This window comes from Lutibacter sp., from assembly GCF_046055765.1.
GTDB lineage: Bacteria > Bacteroidota > Bacteroidia > Flavobacteriales > Flavobacteriaceae > Lutibacter.
Genome location: NZ_JASFZF010000040.1, coordinates 75,969 through 98,928 on the forward strand (window position 1 = coordinate 75,969; position 22,960 = coordinate 98,928).

Sequence of the window (22,960 nt, forward strand, 5' to 3'; positions counted from 1 at the left end):
TATTTTAAAAACTAATTAATGGAATTTTCAAAGTTACTTTTAAGCCTACTAAATTATCAAATTCATCTGTTAAATTTGAGATAAAAATCAATTTTTCTTCATCTTTGGATTCATTTATTAAACGAAGACGCTCATTAATGTTTGAAAATGAGATTCCATAATTATTAGATTTAGGGATGCCTTGAATATTTTGAATTCCAATTCCATTATCTGAAATTTCACAAATAAGGAATTCATCATTTTCAATTTTAAAATCTACACTAATAGTATTGGTTTTGTTTCCATTTTTAAAACCATGTTTAAAACAGTTTTCTATAATTGGTTGTAAAATCATTGGAGGAACAAAAATACTCTCTAAATCAGATGAAATTTGAACTGTATTTATGATGTACGTAGTATTTTTATTAAATCTCAATTTTTGAAGTTCTAAATATAATTTAGTCATTCTAATTTCCTCATCTAAATTGATGAGGTTTGATTTTGTAGCATCTAAAATTAAATTTACAAGTTCGGCAAATTTATTAAGACTTTCACGTACTTCTTTTACTTCCCCTTTATCAACCAAGCTATTGATATTTACTAATAAATTATTTATAAAATGCGGATTCATTTGTGCATTTAAAGCTTGATAACGTAAATTTGATATTTGTTCTTTTGTTTTTCTTTTCTGTTGAATTTTTGAATTTCTACGATTGATAAAGTAGGTTGCTAATGCAATGAGAACAAGTATAATTAAAGTTCTAAACCACCAAGTTTTATAAATAGGAGGATTTATTGTGAAAGTAAATGAAACTGGGTCGCTTTCTAAGTCGTTTTTAGAGATTGCTTTAAGTTCAAATGTATAGTTGTTAGGCCTTAATGATGAAAACCTTACTGTATTTGTTTTAGATGTAATCCAATCATTCTCTAGCCCTTTTAAACGGTATTTAAATGTAATATTTCCTAAACTTCTAAATGATATTCCTGAAAAGTTAAACTGAAAATAATTGAAGCGATGACTAAATTGCTGGTTGTTAGCTATATCAATTTTTTTATTATTTATAAGAATAGAATTGATATGAACTGTTGGTGGTAAAATGGGATTTAACTTATTAGTAAGATCAATAATATTTAGCCCTTTTGAAGTTGCTACATACACCTTATTTTCATCAACGTAAGAAGCTCTAACGTCATTACTATACAACCCGTCTGAAGTTGTATAACTTTTAATTGAAATAATTTTATTTGAAGAATTTAACTCAACGCAATTCAAGCCAAAATTAGTAGAAAGCCAAATGTTATTATTTTTATCTACAAAAATAGATTTAATATAATTACTTAATAAGCCATTATTTGTTGAAATTATTTTAAATACTCCTTTTTTTAAAATACCTAAACCATAAGAGTTTGACCCAATTAATAAACCTTTTTTAGAGTTTTCAATGGCATAAATAATACTACTGTTAAACAATTCACCTAAGTTATATTTTTTAGCAGTTTTTTTATTGTATTTATAAAGTCCAGAAGTTGTTCCAATCCATAAGTTTTCAATACTATCCATATAAATAGCTGTACTTCTTTTGTCCCATATTTTTTTAGACGTATTTTTTGTTTTATCTATTTTTCCTATACCATTGCTGTTTGCTGTATACACATAATTTTCTGAAATAAAAATATCTTTAAAATTATTTAAATAAATTTTTTTTAAATCAGAGTTATAAGATATGGAATTTTCAATATCAAATTTTGAATTTAAAGTATAAATATTAATATCACTTAGAATATACAATAAATTATTATGGACTTTTAATTGCCGTATTCTTTTGGGGTTTTTGTTTAGTTTTAGAGAAGATATTATTTCTAAATTTTCTTTATTTAAAATAAAAATTTCACTTTGACCATTTCCAAGAACTAACTTATTTTGAAATTCATTTACGGTAAATAGATTGTTTTGAGTTTTATCTTCAAATTGAATTCCGTTAATATTAAGGTTTGGGAAAAGGTAAATTCCATTAGATTGGCTGCCTATCCAAATATTTTTTTCAAAATCAACAAAAGCCCTAGTCGTTTGTGTTAAAGGAAGTATATTTTTAGTTTTAAGCTTATTTTTTAGATTTATGATTAACGCTCCTTTATTTAGATTTGTAATAAGAAATGAATCTTCAAAAGGAGTAGTTCTGTAAAGTAGATTGTTTGAGTTTTTATAGGCATAGTTTTTGAAAATTTCTTTAGAAATTTTCATAGAAACACTATCAAGATTTTTAAAAGCTTCAGTTTTTTTATTTCGTAGTTTTAAAATAGTACTATTATCATAAAGGTTAAGGTTGAGATTCGTCCAATTAAGATTAGTAATAGATGAACTAAAAATTTTATTACTATTTTCATTTTCTGAAATAGATTTTAAAATTCGTATTTCACCATTAATATTTTCTACAATTTGTAATTGTTTTGAACTGTTTCTTTGATAAAGACTTTTTATATTAAAACTAGTAATTTGATTGTTTATATCTAACCTTTTCAAGGTTTTTAAAGATTGTAAAAACCAAATATTATTTTTACTATCCTCAAATATATCTGAAATAAAGTTTTCAAATATTAAGTCGTTAAGTAAATCAGAGTTTTCTGAGTTATAAATTTTTTGGTGTTGAATATAGCCCATCTTACCATTAAATCCTATCAACCAAATTCTGTTTTTTGAGTCTTTAAATAGTTGCAAAATTTCATTGTCAGGCAACCCATCAGCAATTGTATAATTTTTAAATGAAAGACCATCATATCTACTTAAACCATAATCAGTTGCTATCCAAATGAACCCATTTTCATCCTGATTAATATCGTAAACAGTATTACTAGGTAATCCATTATTACTATTAAACTGTGTAAAACCGGGTATTTGAGCTTGTAAAGTAGTTTGAAATATTAAACAAATAATAATAAGATGAAAAAATCGGTACATTAAATATTAATATTAAGAATCAAATATAGCGCTTATGAATTAAAAAAAGACTTTTATATGTTAAATGTGTACGTTTATAAATATGAATTTTTAATTATTACTATATGATTGTACATTCGCTTTTGTGAACTCAAAATAAGAGGGAAATTTTTTGATAAAGATAAAATAAGCTATGAAAATGAAAAAAGGTCTTTGTATTAAGCCCTTTTTTTTATGAAATTTATGTAACACTTTTTGTAATAAAATCAATATCTTGCCAACTAATTACAGCCTTAATTAATTGATTAATGTACAATACGTTACCTCATAAAAGATATAGACATACCTTAGATTTCTTAAAAAAAGTGTTGCCTGCTCCTGCAACTATTTTAGATTTAGGAGTTAGAAACCCTTTTAGTGAAATTATGGAACAGAACGGGTATATAGTTTATAACACTTTAGGTGAAGATTTAGACTTAGTTCCTGAAATAGTTAAAAAACATACTATAGATGCTGTTACTGCATTTGAAATTTTTGAACATTTGGTTTCTCCATTTAATGTTTTAAATGCTATTGAAAGTAAAAAAATTATAGCTACCGTACCTCTTAACTTGTGGTTTTCTAAAGCTTATAGAAGTAAGATTGATATGTGGGATAGACATTATCATGAATTTGAAGATTGGCAATTTGATTGGTTATTTGAAAAATCAGGGTGGAATATTAAAAAGAAAGCTAAATGGACAAGTCCAATTGATAAAATTGGTTTTAGACCTATTTTGCGAAAGTTTACACCGCGCTACTATGCAATTTATGCTGAAAAATAAATAACATGCGAATAGGAATGATTTTAGACAAAACGTTTCCACCTGATCCGAGGGTTGAAAACGAAGCTATTTCATTGATTGAAAACGGTCATGAAGTATTTTTATTTTGTTTAAAATATGATAAAGAAAAAGACCATGAAGTTTTAAAAGAAATTCAAGTAAAAAGGTACAAATCAAATAAATTGATTTATAAATTGTCGGCGTTAGTTTACACAATTCCATTTTATTCAATGGTAATGTCGAAAAAAATTAATCATTTTTTGATTCATCATAACATAGAAATTATACATATTCATGATATTCAAATAACTGAAGCTGTTTTAAGAGCAAATAAAAAATTAAAACTTAAAATTGTTTTAGATTTACATGAAAACAGACCAGAAATAATGAAATTTTATCCTCATTTACAAAAATTTCCTGGGAAGTATTTAATTTCAGCAAACAAGTGGAAACAAAAAGAAGAAACTTTTATTAGTACTGCAACTAAAGTAATTGTAGTGACTGAAGAGTCAAAAAATGAAATTGCGAAAAGAACAAATAAAAAGTCAGAAAGAATTATTGTTGTTCCAAACACCGTTCATAAATCTTATTATAAAAATGCACAAATTCAAAATAATATAATTGAAAATTATAAAGATAATTTTGTGCTATTATATCTAGGTGATACCGGATTAAGGAGAGGACTACAAACTGCCATTGCTTCTATAAATAATTTAAAGGATAAAATTTCAAACATTAAGTTAGTTATTGTTGGAAGTAATTCATCTGATTCAATTTTAAAATTGCAGGTTAAAAATTTAGGAATTGAGCATTTTGTAGATTTTGTAGGTTGGCAAAACGAAAAATTATTCCCATCTTACATAAAAGCAAGTTCGGTATGTATTTCTCCTTTGCATAGAAATTTACACCATGATACAACTTATGCCAATAAATTATTTCAATATATGAGTTTTTCAAAACCAGTTTTGGTGAGTAATGCTACAGCTCAGAAAAAATTAATTAAAAGAACAAATACTGGTTTAGTTCATTTAGAAAAAGATGTACAAGATTTTACAAATAAAATAGTAGAATTATATACTAATAAAAACTTAAGGGATAGTTTGGGGAAAAATGGGAAACGATTTGTAGAAGAAGAATTTTATTGGGAGAAAACAGCTAAAAATTTAATAAATTTATACGCTAATTTAAGTTCATGAAAAAAGCACTTATAATCACATATTATTGGCCTCCAGCAGGCGGATCAGGAGTGCAACGATGGCTTAAGTTTGTAAAATATTTCAGAGAGTTTGGTGTTGAACCAGTTATTTATACGGTTAAAGACCCAAACTATCCTATTGAAGATGAGTCACTTTTAAAAGAAATTCCAGAAGATTTAGAAATTCTAAAACAATCAATTTGGGAGCCAAACAGAATTTTTAATTTATTTAAGAAAAAAAAGACGGAAAGTGCAGGGTTTTTAAATCCAACTCCTTCAATCTCAGGAAAAATATTACGATATATTCGTGCAAATTATTTTATTCCAGATGCTCGAAAATTTTGGGTGCAACCTTCAGTAAAATATTTAAAGAAGTATTTAAAAAAAAATAAAATAGATGTTGTTATAACAACAGGTCCGCCACATAGTATGCATTTAATTGGTTTAAATTTAAAGAATCAATTTGGAGTAAATTGGATAGCGGATTTTCGTGATCCTTGGACTGAAATAGATTATTTTCATCAATTACCTTTAACTAAAAGGGCAAGTGAAAAACATCATTTGTTAGAAAAAGAAGTGCTAAATAACGCCAATGCAGTTATAGTTGTAGGGAACACAATGAAAGAAAAATACTATAAATTTAATAAAAATACTTATGTAATTACAAATGGTTTCGATGGAGAAGTGACTAATTTTAATATTGATTTAGATTCAAAATTCACATTAACCCATATTGGTTTAATGAATGCTGATAGAAATCCTAAAATGTTATGGGAAGTTTTAGCTGAAATTATGAATGAAAATCACACATTTGCAAATGATTTTGAATTAAAGTTAATTGGTAAGGTTGATAATTCTGTTATCAAGGAAATTTCAAATTTTAACCTTACAAAAAATGTATCAATAATAAATTATATATCTCATAATGAGGTTATTAAGTTTCAGAAAAAATCACAAGTTTTATTGTTAATTGTAAACAATGTACCTAGTGCAAATCAAATTATAACAGGAAAAATATTTGAGTACTTAATGGCTAAGCGTCCAATTTTAGCAATTGCACCAACAAATGGAGACTTAGCAGAAATAATTCATAAAACGAATAGTGGCTATACAGTTGATTTTAATGAGAGGGATCAATTAAAAAAAACTATAGTAGATTTGTATTCAAAGTTTAAAGACGATAAATTAATTGTTAATTCCAAAAATATTGAGCAATACCATAGAAAAGAGTTAACAAAAAAAGTTTCTGAAATTATAAATTCAATTACTGAATGAAGAAAATTGTAACCATATTAGGTGCAAGACCACAATTTGTAAAAGCAGCTGTACTTAGTAGAATAATTTCTAAATACAAAGAAATTGAAGAAGTGATTGTTCATACAGGACAGCATTATGATACTAACATGAGTGCTATTTTTTTTGAGGAAATGGAAATTCCAACCCCAAAATATAACTTAGCAATTAATGGATTAAGTCATGGTGCAATGACTGGGCAAATGTTGTTAAAAATTGAAGAAGTTTTACTTTTAGAAAAGCCAGTATTAGTTGTGGTTTATGGAGATACAAATTCGACCATTGCAGGAGCTTTGGCTGCAAAAAAAATGAATATTAAAGTGGTTCATATTGAAGCAGGTTTGCGTTCTTTTAATATGAAAATGCCAGAAGAAATTAATCGGATTTTAACTGATAGAATTTCAGATTTATTGTTGTGCCCAACAGAGACTGCAATTAAAAATTTAGAAAAGGAAGGTTTTAATAATTTACCTTCAAAAGTTGTGAAATGTGGTGATATTATGAAAGATGCAGTTAAGTTTTACGGAAAAACTTCAGCACAAAAATCCTCAATTATAGCAACATTAAATTTAAATAAAAATGAATTTGTTTTAGCAACCATTCATAGGCAAGAAAATACAGGTTCACTAAAAAAATTAAAATCAATTTTTGCAGGATTAGAAGAAATAGGAAAGCAAAAGCAAGTTGTACTTCCTTTACATCCAAGAACAAAAGCGATTTTAGATAAGAACAAACTAAAGTATGATGTAACTATCATAGATCCAGTTGGTTATTTTGATATGTTGGAATTGCTGAAAAATTGTAATTTAGTAATTACAGATAGTGGTGGACTTCAAAAAGAAGCTTTCTTTAATAAAAAATATTGCATTATAGCTAGAGATGAAACAGAATGGGTTGAGTTAGTTAACAACGGATTTGCTGAAATTATTGGAAGTGATAGAACTAAAATGATTTATGCATTTGAAAATTTTAAAAATTCACTGGCTAATTTCGAAGTGGAGTTATATGGAAATCGAGTAGGAGAGAAGATACACACTGAAATTCTTAAATTGTTGTAATGGGTATTGTTTTAAGGCAATCTTTTATAAATACATTAATTCTTTTTGTAGGGTTTACAATTGGAGGTATTAATGTAATTTTTCTATTTACTCATTTTTTACATGAAGATTATTTTGGGTTAATTACATTTTTGTTGTCAACTGCAAATATTATTTTACCATTATTGGTTTTTGGGATGCAGCATACTGTTATTAAATTTTATTCATCTTATAAAACTAAAGTTGAACAAGACAGTTTTTTGATTTCAACAATTTTTCTTCCGTTGTTAGTTATTATTCCTTTGGGAATTATTAGTGTTTATTTTTATGATGCTATTGCAAGTTGGCTTTCCTCAGAAAATATATTGATAAAAGATTATACAGGTCTTATTTTTATTACAGCCATTTTTATGGGCTATTTTGAAGTGTTTTATTCATGGACAAAAGTGCAATTTAATTCCGTTTTTGGAAATTTTATTAAGGAAATATTTGCACGTATTTGTACTTCATTATTATTAGTTGCAGTTTACTTTAAGTGGTTAACAAATGAAGAATTTATTTATGCTGTTGTAATTGTTTATGGTTTAAGAGTTTTAATAATGAAATTGTATGCGTTTTACATTTGTAGGCCAGCGATGGTTTTAAAATTACCTTCGAACATTAAAGAAATTTTATCATTTTCATTATATATAATTGTTGCAGGTTCAGCGGCAGGAGTTTTATTAGAAATAGATAAGTTTATGATACCACAAATGAAACAAATTGCTGAGGTGGCATATTATTCAGTTGGTATTTATATTGCAAGTGTTGTTGCAATTCCAACTCGAGCCATGCAACATATTACAAGCCCTATAACAGCAAAATATATGAATGAAAATAAGGTTGATGATGTTGAGAAATTGTACAAACAAACATCAATTAACTTATTGGTAATAGGAGGTTTATTGTTTTTACTAATTAACTTAAATGTTAATGATTTATATGAGTTTATTAACAAGCCACAATTTGCAAAAGGTAGTTGGATTGTTTTAATTATTTCTGTTGCTAAATTACTGGAACTTGCTTTAGGAACAGCTAATGCAATTTTAGTAAATTCTAAATATTATAAAATATTTTTTTATTTATCATTAGCAATGGCATTTAGTGTTATTTTATTAAATAAATGGTTAATTAATTTAATAGGGATTAATGGTGCGGCATTAGCAACTTTAATTGTAGTTGCTTTTTACAGTATTTTTAAAATTATTTATATAAAAGGCAAATTAAATATTCAACCATTTAGTATTCAAACTATCAAACTATTAATTAGTGTATTAATAATTTTTATTTCTTTTAATTTTTGGAGTTTTTCATTTCATCCTATTCTAAATATACTTTTAAAAAGTAGTATAATTGGATTCGTATATTTTGTTATTGTTAAAAAATTACATATTTCAAAAGAGATAAATTTACTAGTTGCTGAATATTTTCAAAGTAAATTTAAAAAATAATAATGAGTTACATTGTTCACGTTTTATATGGAATTATTATGGCATATTTTGGGTTAATTTCACCAGGTATGTTAAATATGACAGCTTTAAAAATTAGAATTAATTCAGGGAAAAAGGATAGTTTAAAGTTTGCTTTAGGAGCATCTACAGTTGTTTTTTTTCAAGCCGGAATTGCATTGTTCTTTGCAGATTATTTTTCTAAAAATCCTAAAATTATTGAAATTTTAAAAATTTTAGCAGTTTTTGTTTTTTTTGCTTTAGCAATTTTCTTTTTTATGCTTTCTAAAAAGAAGATGGCAACAACATTGAAAAGTAATAGTAAAAATTATTTTTTAAAAGGGATGTTAATGTCATCAGTAAATATGTTGGCTATACCATTTTATTTAGGCTTAAGTATTTATTTAGTTTCTGTAGATAAAATTATAATAGCGCAACCATTTATTTTATTATTTGTAATTGGAGCTGCAATGGGCTCATTTTTATTGTTTTACACCTATATTTTATTTGCTAAAATTATAATAAAGAAAGTTTCATTTATTGCAACCAACATTAATATTATTTTAAGTGTATTATTTCTTTTATTAGGAATTTTGACTTTGATTAAGTGAATGCCATAATTTTATTTTTTATATTTACGAAACTAAAAATCACGATTTAATTAATATGATTGATGCTATTGAGAAAAACTTAAGGAGAGGAATACAATTGTTAAAATGTATTTCTGATAAAGAATATAGCAATACAACAATAGCACCATATTACTCTAGTATTGGAGGTCATATGCGTCATATTTTAGATGTTTTTGATTGTGTTTTTGAAGGTTTAGATGCCAATAAAATAAATCTAATAAATCGAAAGCGAAACGAATTAGCTGAGAATTACACTAAAAATGGTATTGAATATTTTAATAGAATCATCACTGATTTACAACAATCAAAAGCTGAAGATTTTAACAAAATTGTAAAAGTAACGGATGATTTAGGTTTGGGAATTGTTACTGCAAATTACACGTTGTCTGCAATATTAATTCAAGCACATAGTCATGCAATTCATCATTTTGCAAGTATTGGGTATATTATTTCACAGTTAGGAATACAATTACCCGATGAAGATTTTGGATTCAATCCAACGACTCCAAGAAATAAAGTTATTAATTAGCTGACAAGTTTCTTACCTTTTTAAGGTATTTTTTATAGCTAAAATATAAACTAATTAAATAGTTGAAATTTGTAAAAGTAGCTTTGTGTAGCTTCTTATTTTTCATACCGATAAGGTATATTAATTTCCAATGATTTTTAAGAGACTTTAAGGCTCCAAAATAGGTTCCTTTTGAAGCATCATATATATGAGTTGGTTCTGAAATAATACCATTAATTTCAATAATTTTTAAATTTACACCTTTAATTAATTCTTCAAAATTATCATATTTAATATCGACTCTTCCATAGTGCCAGCCTTCAATATTAGAGCTTAATTCATCAAAAAAATAAGTTAATCTTTTGTTTATAAGTTCGTTACCATTAATAAATTGAGTTCCTTTAGAATGATTTCCTATAATAGTAAGTATTACTTCTTCATTTTTAATTGGAATTGATTGAATCTTATCTTTGTTTAATTCAGAAATTAATGAATAATAAATTTTAGCTCTTTCATCATTCAATATGAGTTCAGAAAGTGTTGATAACCCATCACCAATAACTGTTAAGTATTTTTTAAGTGTTATTGAAGTTATTGTGCCATTTTTTTGGTTTGGAATTCTATAATAAAAAATGCCACATTCATTTTTAAAGTCTATATATTCTTGAATTATTAGAGGTATAGCATTGTATTTATTTATATATTCTGAAAGCTCTTTTTCAGAATTAATTTTTTTTACAAGTAATCCTCTAAATCCAATATCTGGTTTTATAATTAAAGGGAAATTAATTTTATAAGTAACTAACTTTGGAAGTATAGAATCAATTTTCTCTCCAATTTCAATATAAATAGTTTCAGGTTTGTATTTTTCAGGTATTAATTGAACAGTTTTAAACTTTGATTCAAAACCATTGCCAGATCCGTCAATTGCTGGATTTACAGCAGAAAAAAATCCAAAACTTCTAGATTTAATAGCTAAATATAAAGCATATGGAACTATAGGTAAATAAAACATATAGGAAGGCCAATATTCCCAATTAGTATTTTTTTTAAAATTAATATGTTTCATTATTTATCGTCAAAAAAAGCATTTAAAATAATTCGAATTCCTAAAAAAAACAAAATAATTGCTGTAATTGCAATACATACTCCAATTGTAAACCATAAATAATTGTGTTGTTGTTTTATTGCTTTTAAGCCAATAGTTATTAAAATTGGACCTAAAATTAATAATGGGAAAGTAGCTAACTCATACTTTAATCCTCTTATTAATTCATTTTTATTAGTTCTCATTTTTTTGATCTAAAATTTATCTATTGCTCAAAAATACTAAAAAAGAATAATAGTTTATCTTAATAAAAAAAGCAAGAATTTAAATTCTTGCTTTTTTAAAATTTAAATTAAAAATTTATTTTAGATAGAAGAAATAATACCATTTAAAGTTGAGCTAGGTCTCATTGCTTTTTGAGTTAAATCATCATTAAAATAATAATAACCTCCAATATTTATAGATTCACCTTGAGCTTTATTTAATTCTTTAATAATAGTTCCTTCATTTTCTGCAAGTTTAGCGGCAATAGGTGTAAATTGTTTTTTTAATTCAGCATCCTTATTTTGTGCGGCTAAAGCTTGTGCCCAATACATTGCTAAATAAAAGTGACTACCTCTATTATCTAATTCATTTACCTTGCGTGAAGGCGACTTTCTGTTGTCTAAAAATTTATCAGTTGCTTCGTCTAAAGTTTCTCCAAGAATTAAAGCTTTAGGAATATTATAATTTTCACCCAAATGTTCTAGTGAAACGGCTAATGCTAAAAATTCACCTAAAGAATCCCATCTTAAGTGACCTTCTTTTAAAAATTGTTGCAAGTGTTTTGGTGCAGAACCACCTGCTCCGGTTTCAAATAAACCACCACCTTTCATTAAAGGAACAATTGAGAGCATTTTTGAACTAGTACCTAATTCTAGAATTGGGAATAAATCGGTTAAATAATCACGTAATATATTTCCAGTTACAGAAATTGTATCTAAACCTGCTTTAACTCTTTTTAGAGTATATATTGTTGCTTCTTTTGGAGGCATAATTTGAATATCTAAACCTGTTGTATCATAATTTGGTAGATATGTATTTATTTTCTCAATAATTTGAGCATCGTGAGCTCTATTTTTATCTAACCAAAATATTGCTGGAATGTTTGTTGCTCTAGCTCTTTTAACAGCAAGTTTAATCCAATCTTGAACGGGAGCATCTTTTACTTGGCACATTCTCCAAATATCTCCTTTTTCAACAGTGTGTTCCATTAATGTTACACCATCATCATCTACAACTTTTACAACTCCATCTCCTTGTATTTCAAAAGTTTTATCATGTGAACCATATTCTTCAGCTTTTTGAGCCATTAAACCAACGTTGGGAGTTGTACCCATTGTTGTAGGATCAAAAGCACCATTCTTTTTACAAAAATCAATTGTAGCTTCATAAATACTTGCATAGGTACTATCTGGTATTATAGCTTTAGTATCTTCAAGTTTTCCTTCTGCATTCCACATTTGTCCAGAAGTACGAATCATAGCTGGCATAGAAGCATCAATAATTACATCACTAGGTACATGAAGGTTCGTAATTCCCTTGTCTGAATTTACCATTGCAATTGCAGGGTTGTTTTCTAAACATGACTTGATATCAGCTTCAATTGCTAATTTTTGAGATTCAGGTAAGTTTTGAATTTTTTTAACAAAATCTCCAAACCCATTATTTACATCAACTCCCAATTCTTTAATTAAATCACTATATTTTTTGAAAATATCTTTAAAAAATACAGTTACAGCATGTCCAAAAATAATTGGATCAGATACTTTCATCATAGTAGCTTTCATATGAATTGAAAACAAAACATTTTTAGCTTTTGCATCTTTAATTTGTTCTTCAAGGAAACTAATTAAAGCTTTTTTATTTAATACAGTTGCATCAATAATTTCACCATCTAAAAGCGTTGTTTTTTCTTTTAAAACAGTTGAAGAACCATTTTTATCAAAAAATTTAACTTTTACATCACAGGCTTTATCTACAGTTATAGATTTTTCATTATGAAAAAAATCGCCTGTTTTCATTGTAGCAACATGTGTTTTTGAATTAGAGGACCAAGCACCCATAGAATGTGGATTCTTTTTAGCGTAATTCTTTACTGCTTTAGGAGCTCTTCTATCGGAGTTTCCTTCGCGTAATATTGGATTTACTGCTGAACCTTTTACACTGTTGTATTTTTTTTGAATTTCTTTTTCTTCTTCAGTTTTTGGGTTTTCTATATAATTAGGAATTGCATAACCTAAGGCTTGTAATTCTTTAATTGCAGCAATTAATTGAGGAACAGAAGCAGAGATATTTGGTAATTTAATAATATTTGCTTCTGGTAATTGCGTTAATTTTCCAAGTTCTGCAAGTGCATCTACTACTTGTTGTTCTGGAGTTAATAATTCAGGAAATAAAGCTAAAATTCTTGAAACCAAAGAAATATCTTTAGTAGTTATTTCAATACCTGAAGATTTTGTATAAGCTTCAATAATTGGTAACAAAGAATAAGTTGCTAAAGCTGGAGCTTCATCTGTTTTTGTATAAATAATTTTAGGTGTGTTACTCATAATATTTTGTTTGTTTTTAAACTATAATTAGCCAAAATAACAGTAATTATTATGTTCAAAATTATTTGTTTTTTCGGCTAAACAAATATACTAAATATTGATGATAAAATTGATTGTGAAAACGTTATAAATAGGAGGTACGTTTTATTATTAACTCAAAAAAACAGGTGTTAATTTATGGGAACAATAATGTGTTGTAATAACAAAAGCCATCATAATGATTTCTCATTATCATGGCTTTTTGCTGAAACCGTTTTTTAATAAGTCTTCAGCTATTTTTTAATTGCTTTTGCTATTCTCGTTAAAGATCACCCACAATTAAAACTTTTGCTGTAACTTGTTGCTTTCTTACAAAATCAACTTCTTATTAAATAGTTGTTTCGTTTAAAATAAATCTCAAAACTTTGTTGCAGTCTATTAAAACCACTTGCTTTGAAGCATTTATTTTAAATTTTTGTTTTTAAAACTATGTTTCCATTTATTCATGCTAAATACTTGGGCACATTTACTACTTAAAGCTTAGTATTAAAAACGATGTTCAAGAACATTTAGAATTTCACTTTGAGTATTTTAGTTCAACTTCAAAATTTGCATTTATCAATTTTACCTTAACCCTCTCTATTAATTCTTTTGTAAATTAATGACAGAATTTTCTATTTTCCAAATTTATAACTGCTTAGTTTTTAACAAGATATAAACTTAGTTTATTAACATTTGTTAACAACAAAAAAACCCGTTTTGAATTTCAAAACGGGTTTTAATATTATTATATGAGAGTTTCTTATCTTCTTTTCTCAGTAATTCTGGCTTTTTTACCAGTTAATCCTCTAAAGTAGAAAATACGTGCTCTACGAACTTTACCATGTTTATTTACTTCAATTTTTTGAATTGCAGGTAAATTTACAGGAAAAATACGTTCTACACCAACTGTTCCAGACATTTTTCTAATAGTGAAAGTTTCTGATGCACCTGATCCTCTACGTTGAATTACAGTGCCTCTAAAGTGCTGTGTACGTGTTTTTTCACCTTCTCTAATTTCGTAATAAACTGTTATAGTATCCCCTGATTGAAATTGAGGAAATTCTTTTTTAGTTACAAATTCGTCTTGTATAAATTTTACTAAATTTTCCATTGTTAACTTTTAATGGGTTTATCAATAATCAACATTCACGATTTTCGTCAGAGGTTAATTTTGAGAATGCAAATTTAGTAAAAAATATTAGTCTTCCAACAAGTCAGGTCTAATTTTTTTTGTGCGTTCAAATGCTTGTGTATTTCTCCATTCTTCAATTTTTGGAAAATTACCTGATAGTAATATTTCTGGAACCTTAAGTTTTTTATATTCAGCAGGTCTAGTATAAACTGGCGGCGAAAGTAAATCGTCTTGAAAGGAGTCAGTTAGTGCTGAAGTTTCATCACCTAAAACACCTGGAATTAGTCGTATAATTGAATCGCAAAGTACGGCAGCTCCTAATTCACCGCCACTTAAAACATAATCACCTATTGAAATCTCTTTAGTAATAAATAACTCTCTAACTCTTTGATCTACACCTTTGTAATGACCGCAAAGTATAATCATGTTTTTGTTTAAAGATAAAGTATTTGCAGTTTGTTGATTTAGCGTTGGTGCATCTGGTGTCATATAAATTACTTCGTCATAATCTCTTTCAGTTTTTAATTTAGAAATACATTTATCTATTGGTTCAATCATTAAAACCATTCCTGCACCTCCTCCAAATTGATAATCATCAATTTTCCCATAATTATTTAATGCATATTTTCTTAAATCATGAAAGTGAATTTCTACTAAATTTTTATCAATAGCACGTTTAATTATTGAAAATTCAAATGGACTTTTAATTAATTCTGGTGAAACTGTTATGATATCAATTCGCATATTGCAAAGTTAATTGTTGTTATTTTAAAATGCTAATTCTAACTTTTTTCTTTTTTAGTTTGCTATTGTTTATTTTAGAAATCAATGAATCTAGGTTTAAATTTTTCACTCCTACATAGGCGCAATCTTGCTTTAATTCAATAACACCTAATTCATCTTTTTTTATATTTCCTTGTTTAAAAAATAATCCAGCAATATCTCCTTTTGAAATTTTATCTTTTCTTCCTCCTGAAATATGAAGTGTTGTCCAATTGCTATTGGTAAGTTTTTTAATTGATTCAATTTTTATTTCTTCCGAATTTTTAATAAAAATGGGCAATTCTTCATTTTCATATTTTAAAATATAAGCTGTTCCGTTGCTATTCATACGTGCAGTTCTTCCGTTTCTATGAATAAATTCATCAGGTCGGGTAGGTAGTTCATAATGAATAATAAAATCCATTTCGGGAATATCTATGCCTCTTGCGGCTAAATCTGTAGCAATTAATATTTTATGTGTTCCGTTTCTAAATTTTATCAAAGCTCGTTCCCTGTCTAGTTGCTCTAAATCTCCTGAAAAACAACCATGATTTATGCTGTTTTTATGAAGAAAATCACTTACAATTTGAATACTTGTTTTGAAATTACAAAAAATAATTCCGCTTCCTTTACTGTTAACTCCCAATATTTTTTCTAAAGAATCTAATTTATCTTCTTTCGGTGAAACAACGGTTTGAAGTTTTAAGTTTGTTTCTTTTTTGCTTAAATAATTTAATCTTTTTGGATTTTTAAGCTCCATAAAAGAAGGTATTTTTACCTTTTGAGTTGCAGAGGTTAGTATTTTTTTCTGAATAGCAGTTAGATTTTTTAAAATATCTTTCATTTCATCTTCAAAACCAATCTCTAATGATTTATCAAATTCATCCAATACCAATGTTTTAATTTGTTGAATGTTAATTATTTTTCTATTGATATGGTCAGCAATTCTGCCAGGAGTTCCAATTAAAATGGTTGGCGGATGTTTCAATTCTATTTTATCTTTTGAACCAGATCTTCCACCATAAACTGCAATAGCTTTGTAACCACTTCCCATTTCTCTAATAACTTGTTCTATTTGAATAGCAAGTTCTCTAGATGGAACAAGAATTAAAACTTGTATGTCTTTAATTTTTGAATTTAGATTGGCAATTATTGGCAATAAAAAAGCTAATGTTTTACCTGTTCCTGTAGGTGATAATAAAATGATTTCAGGATTAAATAAAATTGCTTTTTGGGCTTCTTCTTGCATTTTATTTAACTTTTCAATGCCTAATTTAGTTAGAATTTCTTCCTGATTTTTTTTGTTTAGTGTCATTCAGCAAAGATATCTTAAATAAATCGAATTTATTTTTTTAAATCGTAGTTGCTTTTAGCATTCTATCTACATTGAAAATATCTTTTTTAAGTTCAATATTTTTGAATCCTTTTGATTTTAAAAGATTCACTGTTTCTTTTCCTAAATATTGGTTAATTTCAAAATATAAATTCCCATTTGGATTTAAGTGTGATTTGGCCAAGTCTGCAATTTTATTGTAGAATAGCAATGGATTTTCATTTTTAACAAATAATGCTAAGTGTGGTTCGTTTGCTAATACATTTTCTTGCATTTGCTCTTTTTCTAATTCGCGTACATAAGGTGGATTAGAGATAATAATATCAAATGTATTTGATAATTTAACTGCTGTTAAAATGTTTTCTTCAATAAAATGTACTGACACACTATTACTTTTAGCATTTTCCTTTGCAGTTTTTAAAGCTTCCGAAGAGACATCTAAGGCAAATAGTTCGGCATTTAGTAAATTTTTGGCTAGTGAAATTGCAATACAGCCACTTCCAGTACCAATGTCTAAAATTTTAATATTTGGTACGTTTTTGAAATCTTTAATTATCCAATCAACTAACTCTTCAGTTTCTGGTCTTGGAATTAAAACATGTTGATTCACGTTAAAAGTCAATCCGTAAAACTCAGTTTTACCGATGATATATTGTATGGGTTTATTTTTTTTTAAAAGTGAAAGTGCATTTTGAAAATAGGGATAATCAATTTCATTAAATTCTAATGTTGGTTGAAGTGCTAATTCAACTCTTGATAAATTTAATTTAAATTCGATTAATATATTGAAAAACGATTGGATTTCTGTCTCAGGATATGTGCTAGATAATTCAGAAATAAACTGTTTTTTAAATTGTTGAACAAGCATTACAAGTCTTTTAACATCCAAACATTACAGGAATAATGGCAAGTGTCACCAATTCTTTCGTCTAAGACTTTGAACCCTACTTTTTTATATAATTTACGAGCATCTTTCATATAGGGTAAGGTTTCTAAATAACATTTTTTAAAACCAAATTCTTTCGCTTTTTGAAGGCAAATGTCTATCATTTTACTTCCTAAGCCAATTCCTCTAGCTTCTGGTAAGAAATACATTTTTTGAAGTTCACAAATATTACCTTTATAATTATCTAATTGTTTTATGCCAGCTCCTCCAAAAATTTCACCATCTTTTTCTATTACATAATAAATAGCTTTTTTAGGTAAATATGCTTCGTATAAAGTATCTAATATTTTATCTGCATAAGCCGTTCCAACTTTTGGTACTCCAAATTCTATTAAAATAGCGCGAATAGTTTGTGCTATTTTAGGGTTATCTTCAAGTTTTATTTCTCTTATTTTAAAATTGTTGTGAATCATTTTAATGTGTTATTTTTACGATGTGAATATACACGAAAAATATATAAAACGTTGCATTGAATTAGCTAAAAATGGTTTGGGGAAAACGTACCCAAATCCTATGGTTGGTAGCGTTATTGTTTTAAATAATGTAATTATTGGTGAAGGATGGCATCAAAAAGCTGGAGAGCCACACGCTGAAGTTCATGCAATTAATTCGGTAAAAGATAAATCACAATTAAAAAATGCAACTATTTATGTAAGTTTAGAGCCTTGTTCACATTTTGGTAAAACGCCACCTTGTTCAAATTTAATTGTTGCTAGTAGAATAAAGAATGTAGTTATAGGTGTTATAGACTCAAATAGTATTGTGAGTGGAAGAGGAGTTGAATATTTAAAAACTAATGGATGTAATGTGGTTGTTGGTGTTTTAGAAAATGAATGTTTTGAATTAAATAAGCGATTTTTTACATTTCATACTAAAAAAAGACCCTTTATTATTTTAAAATGGGCTGAAACTACTGATGGTTTTATGGATAAGAAGAGAGATGAAAATTCTGAAAATTCACCTAATTGGATTTCAAATATGTATTCTCAACAATTAGTTCATAAAATGAGAGCTTCTGAACAAGCAATTTTAGTTGGAACAACTACAGCATTAAATGATAATCCAAGTTTAACAATTAGAAGTTGGACAGGGAATAATCCAGTTAGAATTGTGATTGATAAAATTTTAAAATTGCCTAAAAATTATAACCTGCTAGATAATAGTGAATTAACTGTAATTTTAACTGAAAAACCTTCATTAAATTTAAAAAAATTATATTTTGAAGTAATTAATTTTGAAAAAAATATAATAAAACAAATTTGTGATATTTTATACAAATACGAAATACAATCGGTAATTATTGAGGGAGGAGCAAAAACGTTACAAAGTTTTATCAATGAGAACTTATGGGATGAAGCTTATGTATTTGTAGGGAATACTTTATTTAAAGGTGGTTTAAAATCACCTCAAATAAAAAAAGCACCAATTGAAATTAAGAAAATTTCAACTGATACTTTAAAAGTTTATAAAAACTAAAAGTTATTCAGTTTTTTCAAACATTTCAATTTTTAATTCGCCATTCGATTTTTTATATCCTCTAAACATTCCAGTGGAGTTAAAATCCCAAGATACATTTCCATTTTTATCTATTAAAATCATACCACCTTCACCGCCAAGAGGTTCAATTTGATTAAATAATACTTCATGTAAAGCTTCTGTTGGTGTTAAACCTTTATACAAAATTAAACTTGAAACTTCATGAGTTGCCACTGTTCTAATAAAATATTCACCTGTTCCGGTTGCTGAAATTCCACAGGTTAAATTATTAGCATAAGTTCCAGCTCCAATAATTGGGACATCACCAATTCTTCCATATTTTTTGTTAGTCATTCCCCCTGTTGAAGTTCCTGCAGCAATATTTCCATTTTTATCAATGGCTACCGCTCCTACAGTTCCGTATTTATGATCGTCAATTAGTTCATTTTTAATAAGAAAAGCAGTATGGTTAAGTTTTAATTTTTCTTTTCCTTGAATTTTTCTTAATTGGTTCAATCTTTTTTTAGTAAAAAAGTAACTACTATCAACCATTTCAATTCCATAACTTTTAGCCATAATTTCAGCACCTTTTCCAGATAGCATCACATGTTTAGAACTATCCATAACTACACGTGCAGCTAAAATAGGATTCTTTATATGGTTTACTCCAGCAACTGCACCTGAATTTAAAGTTTTTCCATCCATAATTGCAGCATCCATTTCTTGGTTTCCTTCACTATTGTAAACAGCTCCTTTTCCAGCGTTGAATAATGGAGAATCTTCCATAATGTTAATTGCAGCTTGAATTGCATCAAGTGAAACACCGCCTTTTTCTAAAATTGCATAACCTGCATTTAGGGCTTCTTCTAATTTATGAGCATAAGCTTCTTGTTGTTCGCTATTAAAATATTCTCTTTTTATGCCACCTGCTCCTCCATGAATTACAATTGCAAACGAATTTGGTTCACGAACTTTTATTTTTTTATTTTTTGAAGATTCAACATTACAGGAAATGAGTATGAATGTAGAAAGTAATAAGTAAATTAATTTATTCATAAGGTAAAATTTAGTTACTCAAATATATTCAATTTAATTTGAAATTTTTAAGAATAGGATTTAATATATTTGTAATCCAAATAATAAGATTATTTTAGAAAAAGATACATATAACACGATTGAAATAGCAGCTGGTGATGTGTTGTTTAAAGATAAAGGAAGTAAATTTATTGGTTATGTATTTCCTATTTCTGAAGAAAGTGAAGTAAAGTTAAGAATTGAATATTTAAAGAAAAAACATCACGCTGCAAGGCATTGGTGTTATGCTTGGCAATTAGGTGTTGAAGATATTAAATATAGAGCTAATGATGATGGAGAGCCTAATAACTCTGCGGGTCAGCCTATTTATGGTCAAATACTTTCAAAAGAAATTACAAATGTTTTAATTGTGGTAGTTCGTTATTTTGGAGGAACTAAATTAGGTGTTGGAGGTTTAATAAACGCTTATAAAACTACTGCAAAATTAATATTAGAAGAAGCTATAATTGTTAAAAAGACAGTGAATGTTAATTTTCAAGTAATTTTTGATTACAAGGATATGAATAAGGTAATGCGAATTATTAAAGAAAATAAACTTAACATTGAAAAACAAACAATGAATTTAAATTGTGAATATTTAATTTCAGTTCGAAAAAAAAATGTAGCTAAAGTTGAACAACAGTTTATAAATTTACGTTGTTTAAAAATAAAAGAACTTATTGTATAGTTTCTTCTAACTTTTTAAACAAGTATTCAGGAGCTCTTATAGGTTTTTTTGTTATTGAATTAATAAATGCTAAAGTTACGTTTGCAGTAGTTAAAAGTTCATTATTTTCATTGTGAATTTCAAACTTAAATTTTATTTTAACAAGAGGTTTATTAACTAAAGTAGTTTTAAGAGTTAAAAGGTCATCGTATTTAGCAGGTTTTAAGTAATTTGTATTTAGACTAATTACAGGTAACATAATACCTGTTTCTTCCATTTTCTTATAAGAAATACCTAATTTTCGGAGCCATTCAATACGTCCCATTTCAAAGTACTGGGCATAGTTTCCGTGGTATGCGAAGCTCATTTGATCTGTTTCTCCGTAACGTACCCTAAATTGAATTGTATTTGAAATCATTTGTTTTTTTTAAAGTTTTTTATGATACGTAAAAAAAAGTTAATAATCAATAGATATTTTATTTTTTTATACTAAAATTTATTCACATTTTTGTATAGCCAAAATTGCTGAAGGGGTTTTCAATTTTATCGGCAAAAATTAACTCAAAATACTATAATAAAATAAAATGATTAAAACTGCATCATCAGTTTGGGGGGAATGTTTATCTTTTATTGAAGATAACATAAAACAACAAGCTTACAAAACTTGGTTTGAACCAATTAAACCAATTAAACTTTCTGGTGAAGCATTAACTATTCAAGTACCTAGTAAATTTTTTTATGAATGGTTAGAAGAACATTATATTAAGTTATTAAGAGTTGCTTTAGTAAAGCAATTGGGGGAAGATGCAAAATTGATTTATGATGTAAGAATGGAAAATAATTACAGTAGTAATAGTCAGCATACTGTAAAAATTCCAAGCTCAAATAGAAATCCAATAAATCCGCAAGGAGTTACTGTACCATTAGATTTTAATAAGCGAGAATTAAAAAACCCATTTATTATTCCTGGAATTCAAAAGGTTAAAATTGAATCTCAACTAAATCCAAATTATAATTTTGATAATTTTATTGAAGGAGATTCTAATAGGTTGGCACGTTCAGCAGGTATGGCTGTAGCTAACAAACCTGGAGGAACTTCATTTAACCCACTATTAATTTATGGTGGAGTTGGTTTGGGAAAAACTCACATAGCACACGCAATTGGTGTTCAAATTAAAGACAAATACCCCGATAAAACTGTTTTATATATTTCATCTGAAAAATTCACACAACAGTATATAGATTCTGTTAAAGGAAATACTAGAAATGATTTTATTCATTTTTATTCAATGATTGATGTATTAATAGTTGATGATGTTCAATTTTTATCAGGAAAAACAGGAACGCAAGATGTTTTCTTCCATATTTTTAATCAATTGCATCAAAATGGTAAACAGGTAATATTAACATCCGATAAAGCGCCTGTTGATATGCAAGACATAGAACAACGCTTACTTTCAAGATTTAAGTGGGGGTTATCAGCTGAGCTCCAAGTGCCAGATTATGAGACTAGAGTTTCAATTTTGCAAAATAAACTATACAGAGATGGTGTTGAGATGCCTGATGAAATAGTTGAATATATTGCGAAACATATAAAATCAAATGTAAGAGAGTTAGAAGGTGTATTAATTTCTATGATTGCGCAAGCGTCATTTAACAGGAAAGAATTTACCTTATCTTTAACTAAACAAATTGTAGATAAATTTGTTAAAAATACCAAACGTGAAGTATCTATAGATTATATTCAAAAAATTGTTTCAAACTATTTTGAATTGGATGTGGCTACTTTGCAATCTAAAACACGTAAAAGACATATTGTTCAAGCGCGTCAATTAGCAATGTTTTTTGCTAAAAGAATGACTAAAGCTTCTTTAGCAAGTATTGGTTCTCAAATTGGGAAAAGAGACCATGCGACAGTACTTCATGCTTGTAAAACTGTTGATAATTTAACAGAAACAGATAAGCAATTTAGAAAGTATGTGGATGATATTACAAAGAAACTTACTTTTTAATTTATTTT

General features: G+C 27.2%; 21 protein-coding genes. 10 read left to right on the forward strand and 11 right to left on the reverse strand.

The window, feature by feature from the left end; translation table 11 throughout:
• Positions 1–4: 4 nt before the first annotated feature.
• Positions 5–2,935, reverse strand: a complete 2,931-nt coding sequence (locus tag QM495_RS04855) for a two-component regulator propeller domain-containing protein (RefSeq protein WP_408670985.1) — start codon at positions 2,933–2,935, stop codon at positions 5–7.
• Between the two features lie 287 nt (positions 2,936–3,222).
• Between QM495_RS04855 and QM495_RS04860 the strand changes: the two genes are divergently transcribed.
• The 7 genes from QM495_RS04860 to QM495_RS04890 are packed head-to-tail and all read left to right on the forward strand — an operon-like array spanning position 3,223 to position 9,911.
• On the forward strand, positions 3,223–3,738 hold the full coding sequence (locus QM495_RS04860) for a methyltransferase (protein ID WP_408670986.1): 516 nt from the start codon (positions 3,223–3,225) through the stop codon (positions 3,736–3,738).
• Positions 3,739–3,743: 5 nt separating this feature from the next.
• Positions 3,744–4,934: a glycosyltransferase family 4 protein gene (locus tag QM495_RS04865; RefSeq protein WP_408670987.1), complete on the forward strand. Its 1,191-nt coding sequence runs from the start codon at positions 3,744–3,746 to the stop codon at positions 4,932–4,934.
• Positions 4,931–6,208, forward strand: coding sequence for a glycosyltransferase (locus tag QM495_RS04870; protein ID WP_408670988.1), 1,278 nt, complete (start codon positions 4,931–4,933; stop codon positions 6,206–6,208). Before QM495_RS04865 ends, QM495_RS04870 begins: the two co-directional genes overlap by 4 nt.
• The gene (wecB, locus tag QM495_RS04875) at positions 6,205–7,284 is read left to right on the forward strand and encodes a non-hydrolyzing UDP-N-acetylglucosamine 2-epimerase (RefSeq protein WP_408670989.1); all 1,080 of its coding nucleotides are present in this window, start codon (positions 6,205–6,207) and stop codon (positions 7,282–7,284) included. The genes QM495_RS04870 and wecB overlap by 4 nt, the downstream gene beginning before the upstream one ends.
• Complete coding sequence (locus QM495_RS04880) at positions 7,284–8,753, forward strand: polysaccharide biosynthesis C-terminal domain-containing protein (RefSeq protein ID WP_408670990.1); 1,470 nt, start codon at positions 7,284–7,286, stop codon at positions 8,751–8,753. The genes wecB and QM495_RS04880 overlap by 1 nt, the downstream gene beginning before the upstream one ends.
• A 2-nt stretch (positions 8,754–8,755) precedes the next feature.
• Complete coding sequence (locus tag QM495_RS04885; RefSeq protein ID WP_408670991.1) at positions 8,756–9,361, forward strand: hypothetical protein; 606 nt, start codon at positions 8,756–8,758, stop codon at positions 9,359–9,361.
• 55 nt (positions 9,362–9,416) lie between these two features.
• The gene (locus QM495_RS04890; protein ID WP_408670992.1) at positions 9,417–9,911 is read left to right on the forward strand and encodes a DinB family protein; all 495 of its coding nucleotides are present in this window, start codon (positions 9,417–9,419) and stop codon (positions 9,909–9,911) included.
• Here the strand turns inward: QM495_RS04890 and QM495_RS04895 are convergent.
• The 8 genes from QM495_RS04895 to QM495_RS04930 all read right to left on the reverse strand — a co-directional run bounded on the left by QM495_RS04895 (position 9,904) and on the right by QM495_RS04930 (position 18,136).
• Entirely contained in the window at positions 9,904–10,959 is a 1,056-nt protein-coding gene (locus QM495_RS04895; RefSeq protein WP_408670993.1) for a D-alanine--D-alanine ligase, read from the reverse strand. The two genes, QM495_RS04890 and QM495_RS04895, sit on opposite strands and share 8 nt — an antisense overlap.
• Positions 10,959–11,183, reverse strand: a complete 225-nt coding sequence (locus QM495_RS04900; protein WP_408670994.1) for a DUF6095 family protein — start codon at positions 11,181–11,183, stop codon at positions 10,959–10,961. Before QM495_RS04900 ends, QM495_RS04895 begins: the two co-directional genes overlap by 1 nt.
• A gap of 120 nt (positions 11,184–11,303) precedes the next feature.
• Positions 11,304–13,529, reverse strand: coding sequence for an NADP-dependent isocitrate dehydrogenase (locus QM495_RS04905; RefSeq protein ID WP_408670995.1), 2,226 nt, complete (start codon positions 13,527–13,529; stop codon positions 11,304–11,306).
• Between the two features lie 781 nt (positions 13,530–14,310).
• Complete coding sequence (rplS, locus tag QM495_RS04910; protein ID WP_408670996.1) at positions 14,311–14,661, reverse strand: 50S ribosomal protein L19; 351 nt, start codon at positions 14,659–14,661, stop codon at positions 14,311–14,313.
• Positions 14,662–14,748: 87 nt separating this feature from the next.
• Positions 14,749–15,426, reverse strand: coding sequence for a tRNA (guanosine(37)-N1)-methyltransferase TrmD (trmD, locus tag QM495_RS04915; RefSeq protein ID WP_408670997.1), 678 nt, complete (start codon positions 15,424–15,426; stop codon positions 14,749–14,751).
• Positions 15,427–15,445: 19 nt separating this feature from the next.
• Positions 15,446–16,759 carry a DEAD/DEAH box helicase gene (locus QM495_RS04920; protein WP_408670998.1) on the reverse strand — a complete coding sequence of 438 codons (1,314 nt, stop codon included), beginning with the start codon at positions 16,757–16,759 and terminating at the stop codon, positions 15,446–15,448.
• A 37-nt stretch (positions 16,760–16,796) separates the two neighbouring features.
• Positions 16,797–17,645, reverse strand: a complete 849-nt coding sequence (prmC, locus tag QM495_RS04925; protein ID WP_408670999.1) for a peptide chain release factor N(5)-glutamine methyltransferase — start codon at positions 17,643–17,645, stop codon at positions 16,797–16,799.
• Positions 17,645–18,136: a GNAT family N-acetyltransferase gene (locus QM495_RS04930; protein ID WP_408671000.1), complete on the reverse strand. Its 492-nt coding sequence runs from the start codon at positions 18,134–18,136 to the stop codon at positions 17,645–17,647. Before QM495_RS04930 ends, prmC begins: the two co-directional genes overlap by 1 nt.
• Positions 18,137–18,158: 22 nt before the next feature.
• On the opposite strand from QM495_RS04930, the gene ribD reads away from it, so the two are divergent.
• Complete coding sequence (gene ribD, locus QM495_RS04935; protein WP_408671001.1) at positions 18,159–19,199, forward strand: bifunctional diaminohydroxyphosphoribosylaminopyrimidine deaminase/5-amino-6-(5-phosphoribosylamino)uracil reductase RibD; 1,041 nt, start codon at positions 18,159–18,161, stop codon at positions 19,197–19,199.
• A 3-nt stretch (positions 19,200–19,202) separates the two neighbouring features.
• On the opposite strand, the gene QM495_RS04940 is transcribed toward ribD, so the two are convergent.
• Positions 19,203–20,255 carry an isoaspartyl peptidase/L-asparaginase family protein gene (locus QM495_RS04940; protein ID WP_408671002.1) on the reverse strand — a complete coding sequence of 351 codons (1,053 nt, stop codon included), beginning with the start codon at positions 20,253–20,255 and terminating at the stop codon, positions 19,203–19,205.
• 139 nt (positions 20,256–20,394) lie between these two features.
• Here QM495_RS04940 and QM495_RS04945 point away from each other — a divergent pair, with 139 nt between their 5' ends.
• Positions 20,395–20,961 carry an IMPACT family protein gene (locus QM495_RS04945; protein WP_408671003.1) on the forward strand — a complete coding sequence of 189 codons (567 nt, stop codon included), beginning with the start codon at positions 20,395–20,397 and terminating at the stop codon, positions 20,959–20,961.
• On the opposite strand, the gene QM495_RS04950 is transcribed toward QM495_RS04945, so the two are convergent.
• Entirely contained in the window at positions 20,951–21,358 is a 408-nt protein-coding gene (locus tag QM495_RS04950) for an acyl-CoA thioesterase (RefSeq protein WP_408671004.1), read from the reverse strand. The two genes, QM495_RS04945 and QM495_RS04950, sit on opposite strands and share 11 nt — an antisense overlap.
• 166 nt (positions 21,359–21,524) lie before the next feature.
• Here QM495_RS04950 and dnaA point away from each other — a divergent pair, with 166 nt between their 5' ends.
• Entirely contained in the window at positions 21,525–22,952 is a 1,428-nt protein-coding gene (dnaA, locus tag QM495_RS04955; protein ID WP_408671005.1) for a chromosomal replication initiator protein DnaA, read from the forward strand.
• The last annotated feature ends 8 nt before the right edge of the window (positions 22,953–22,960 follow it).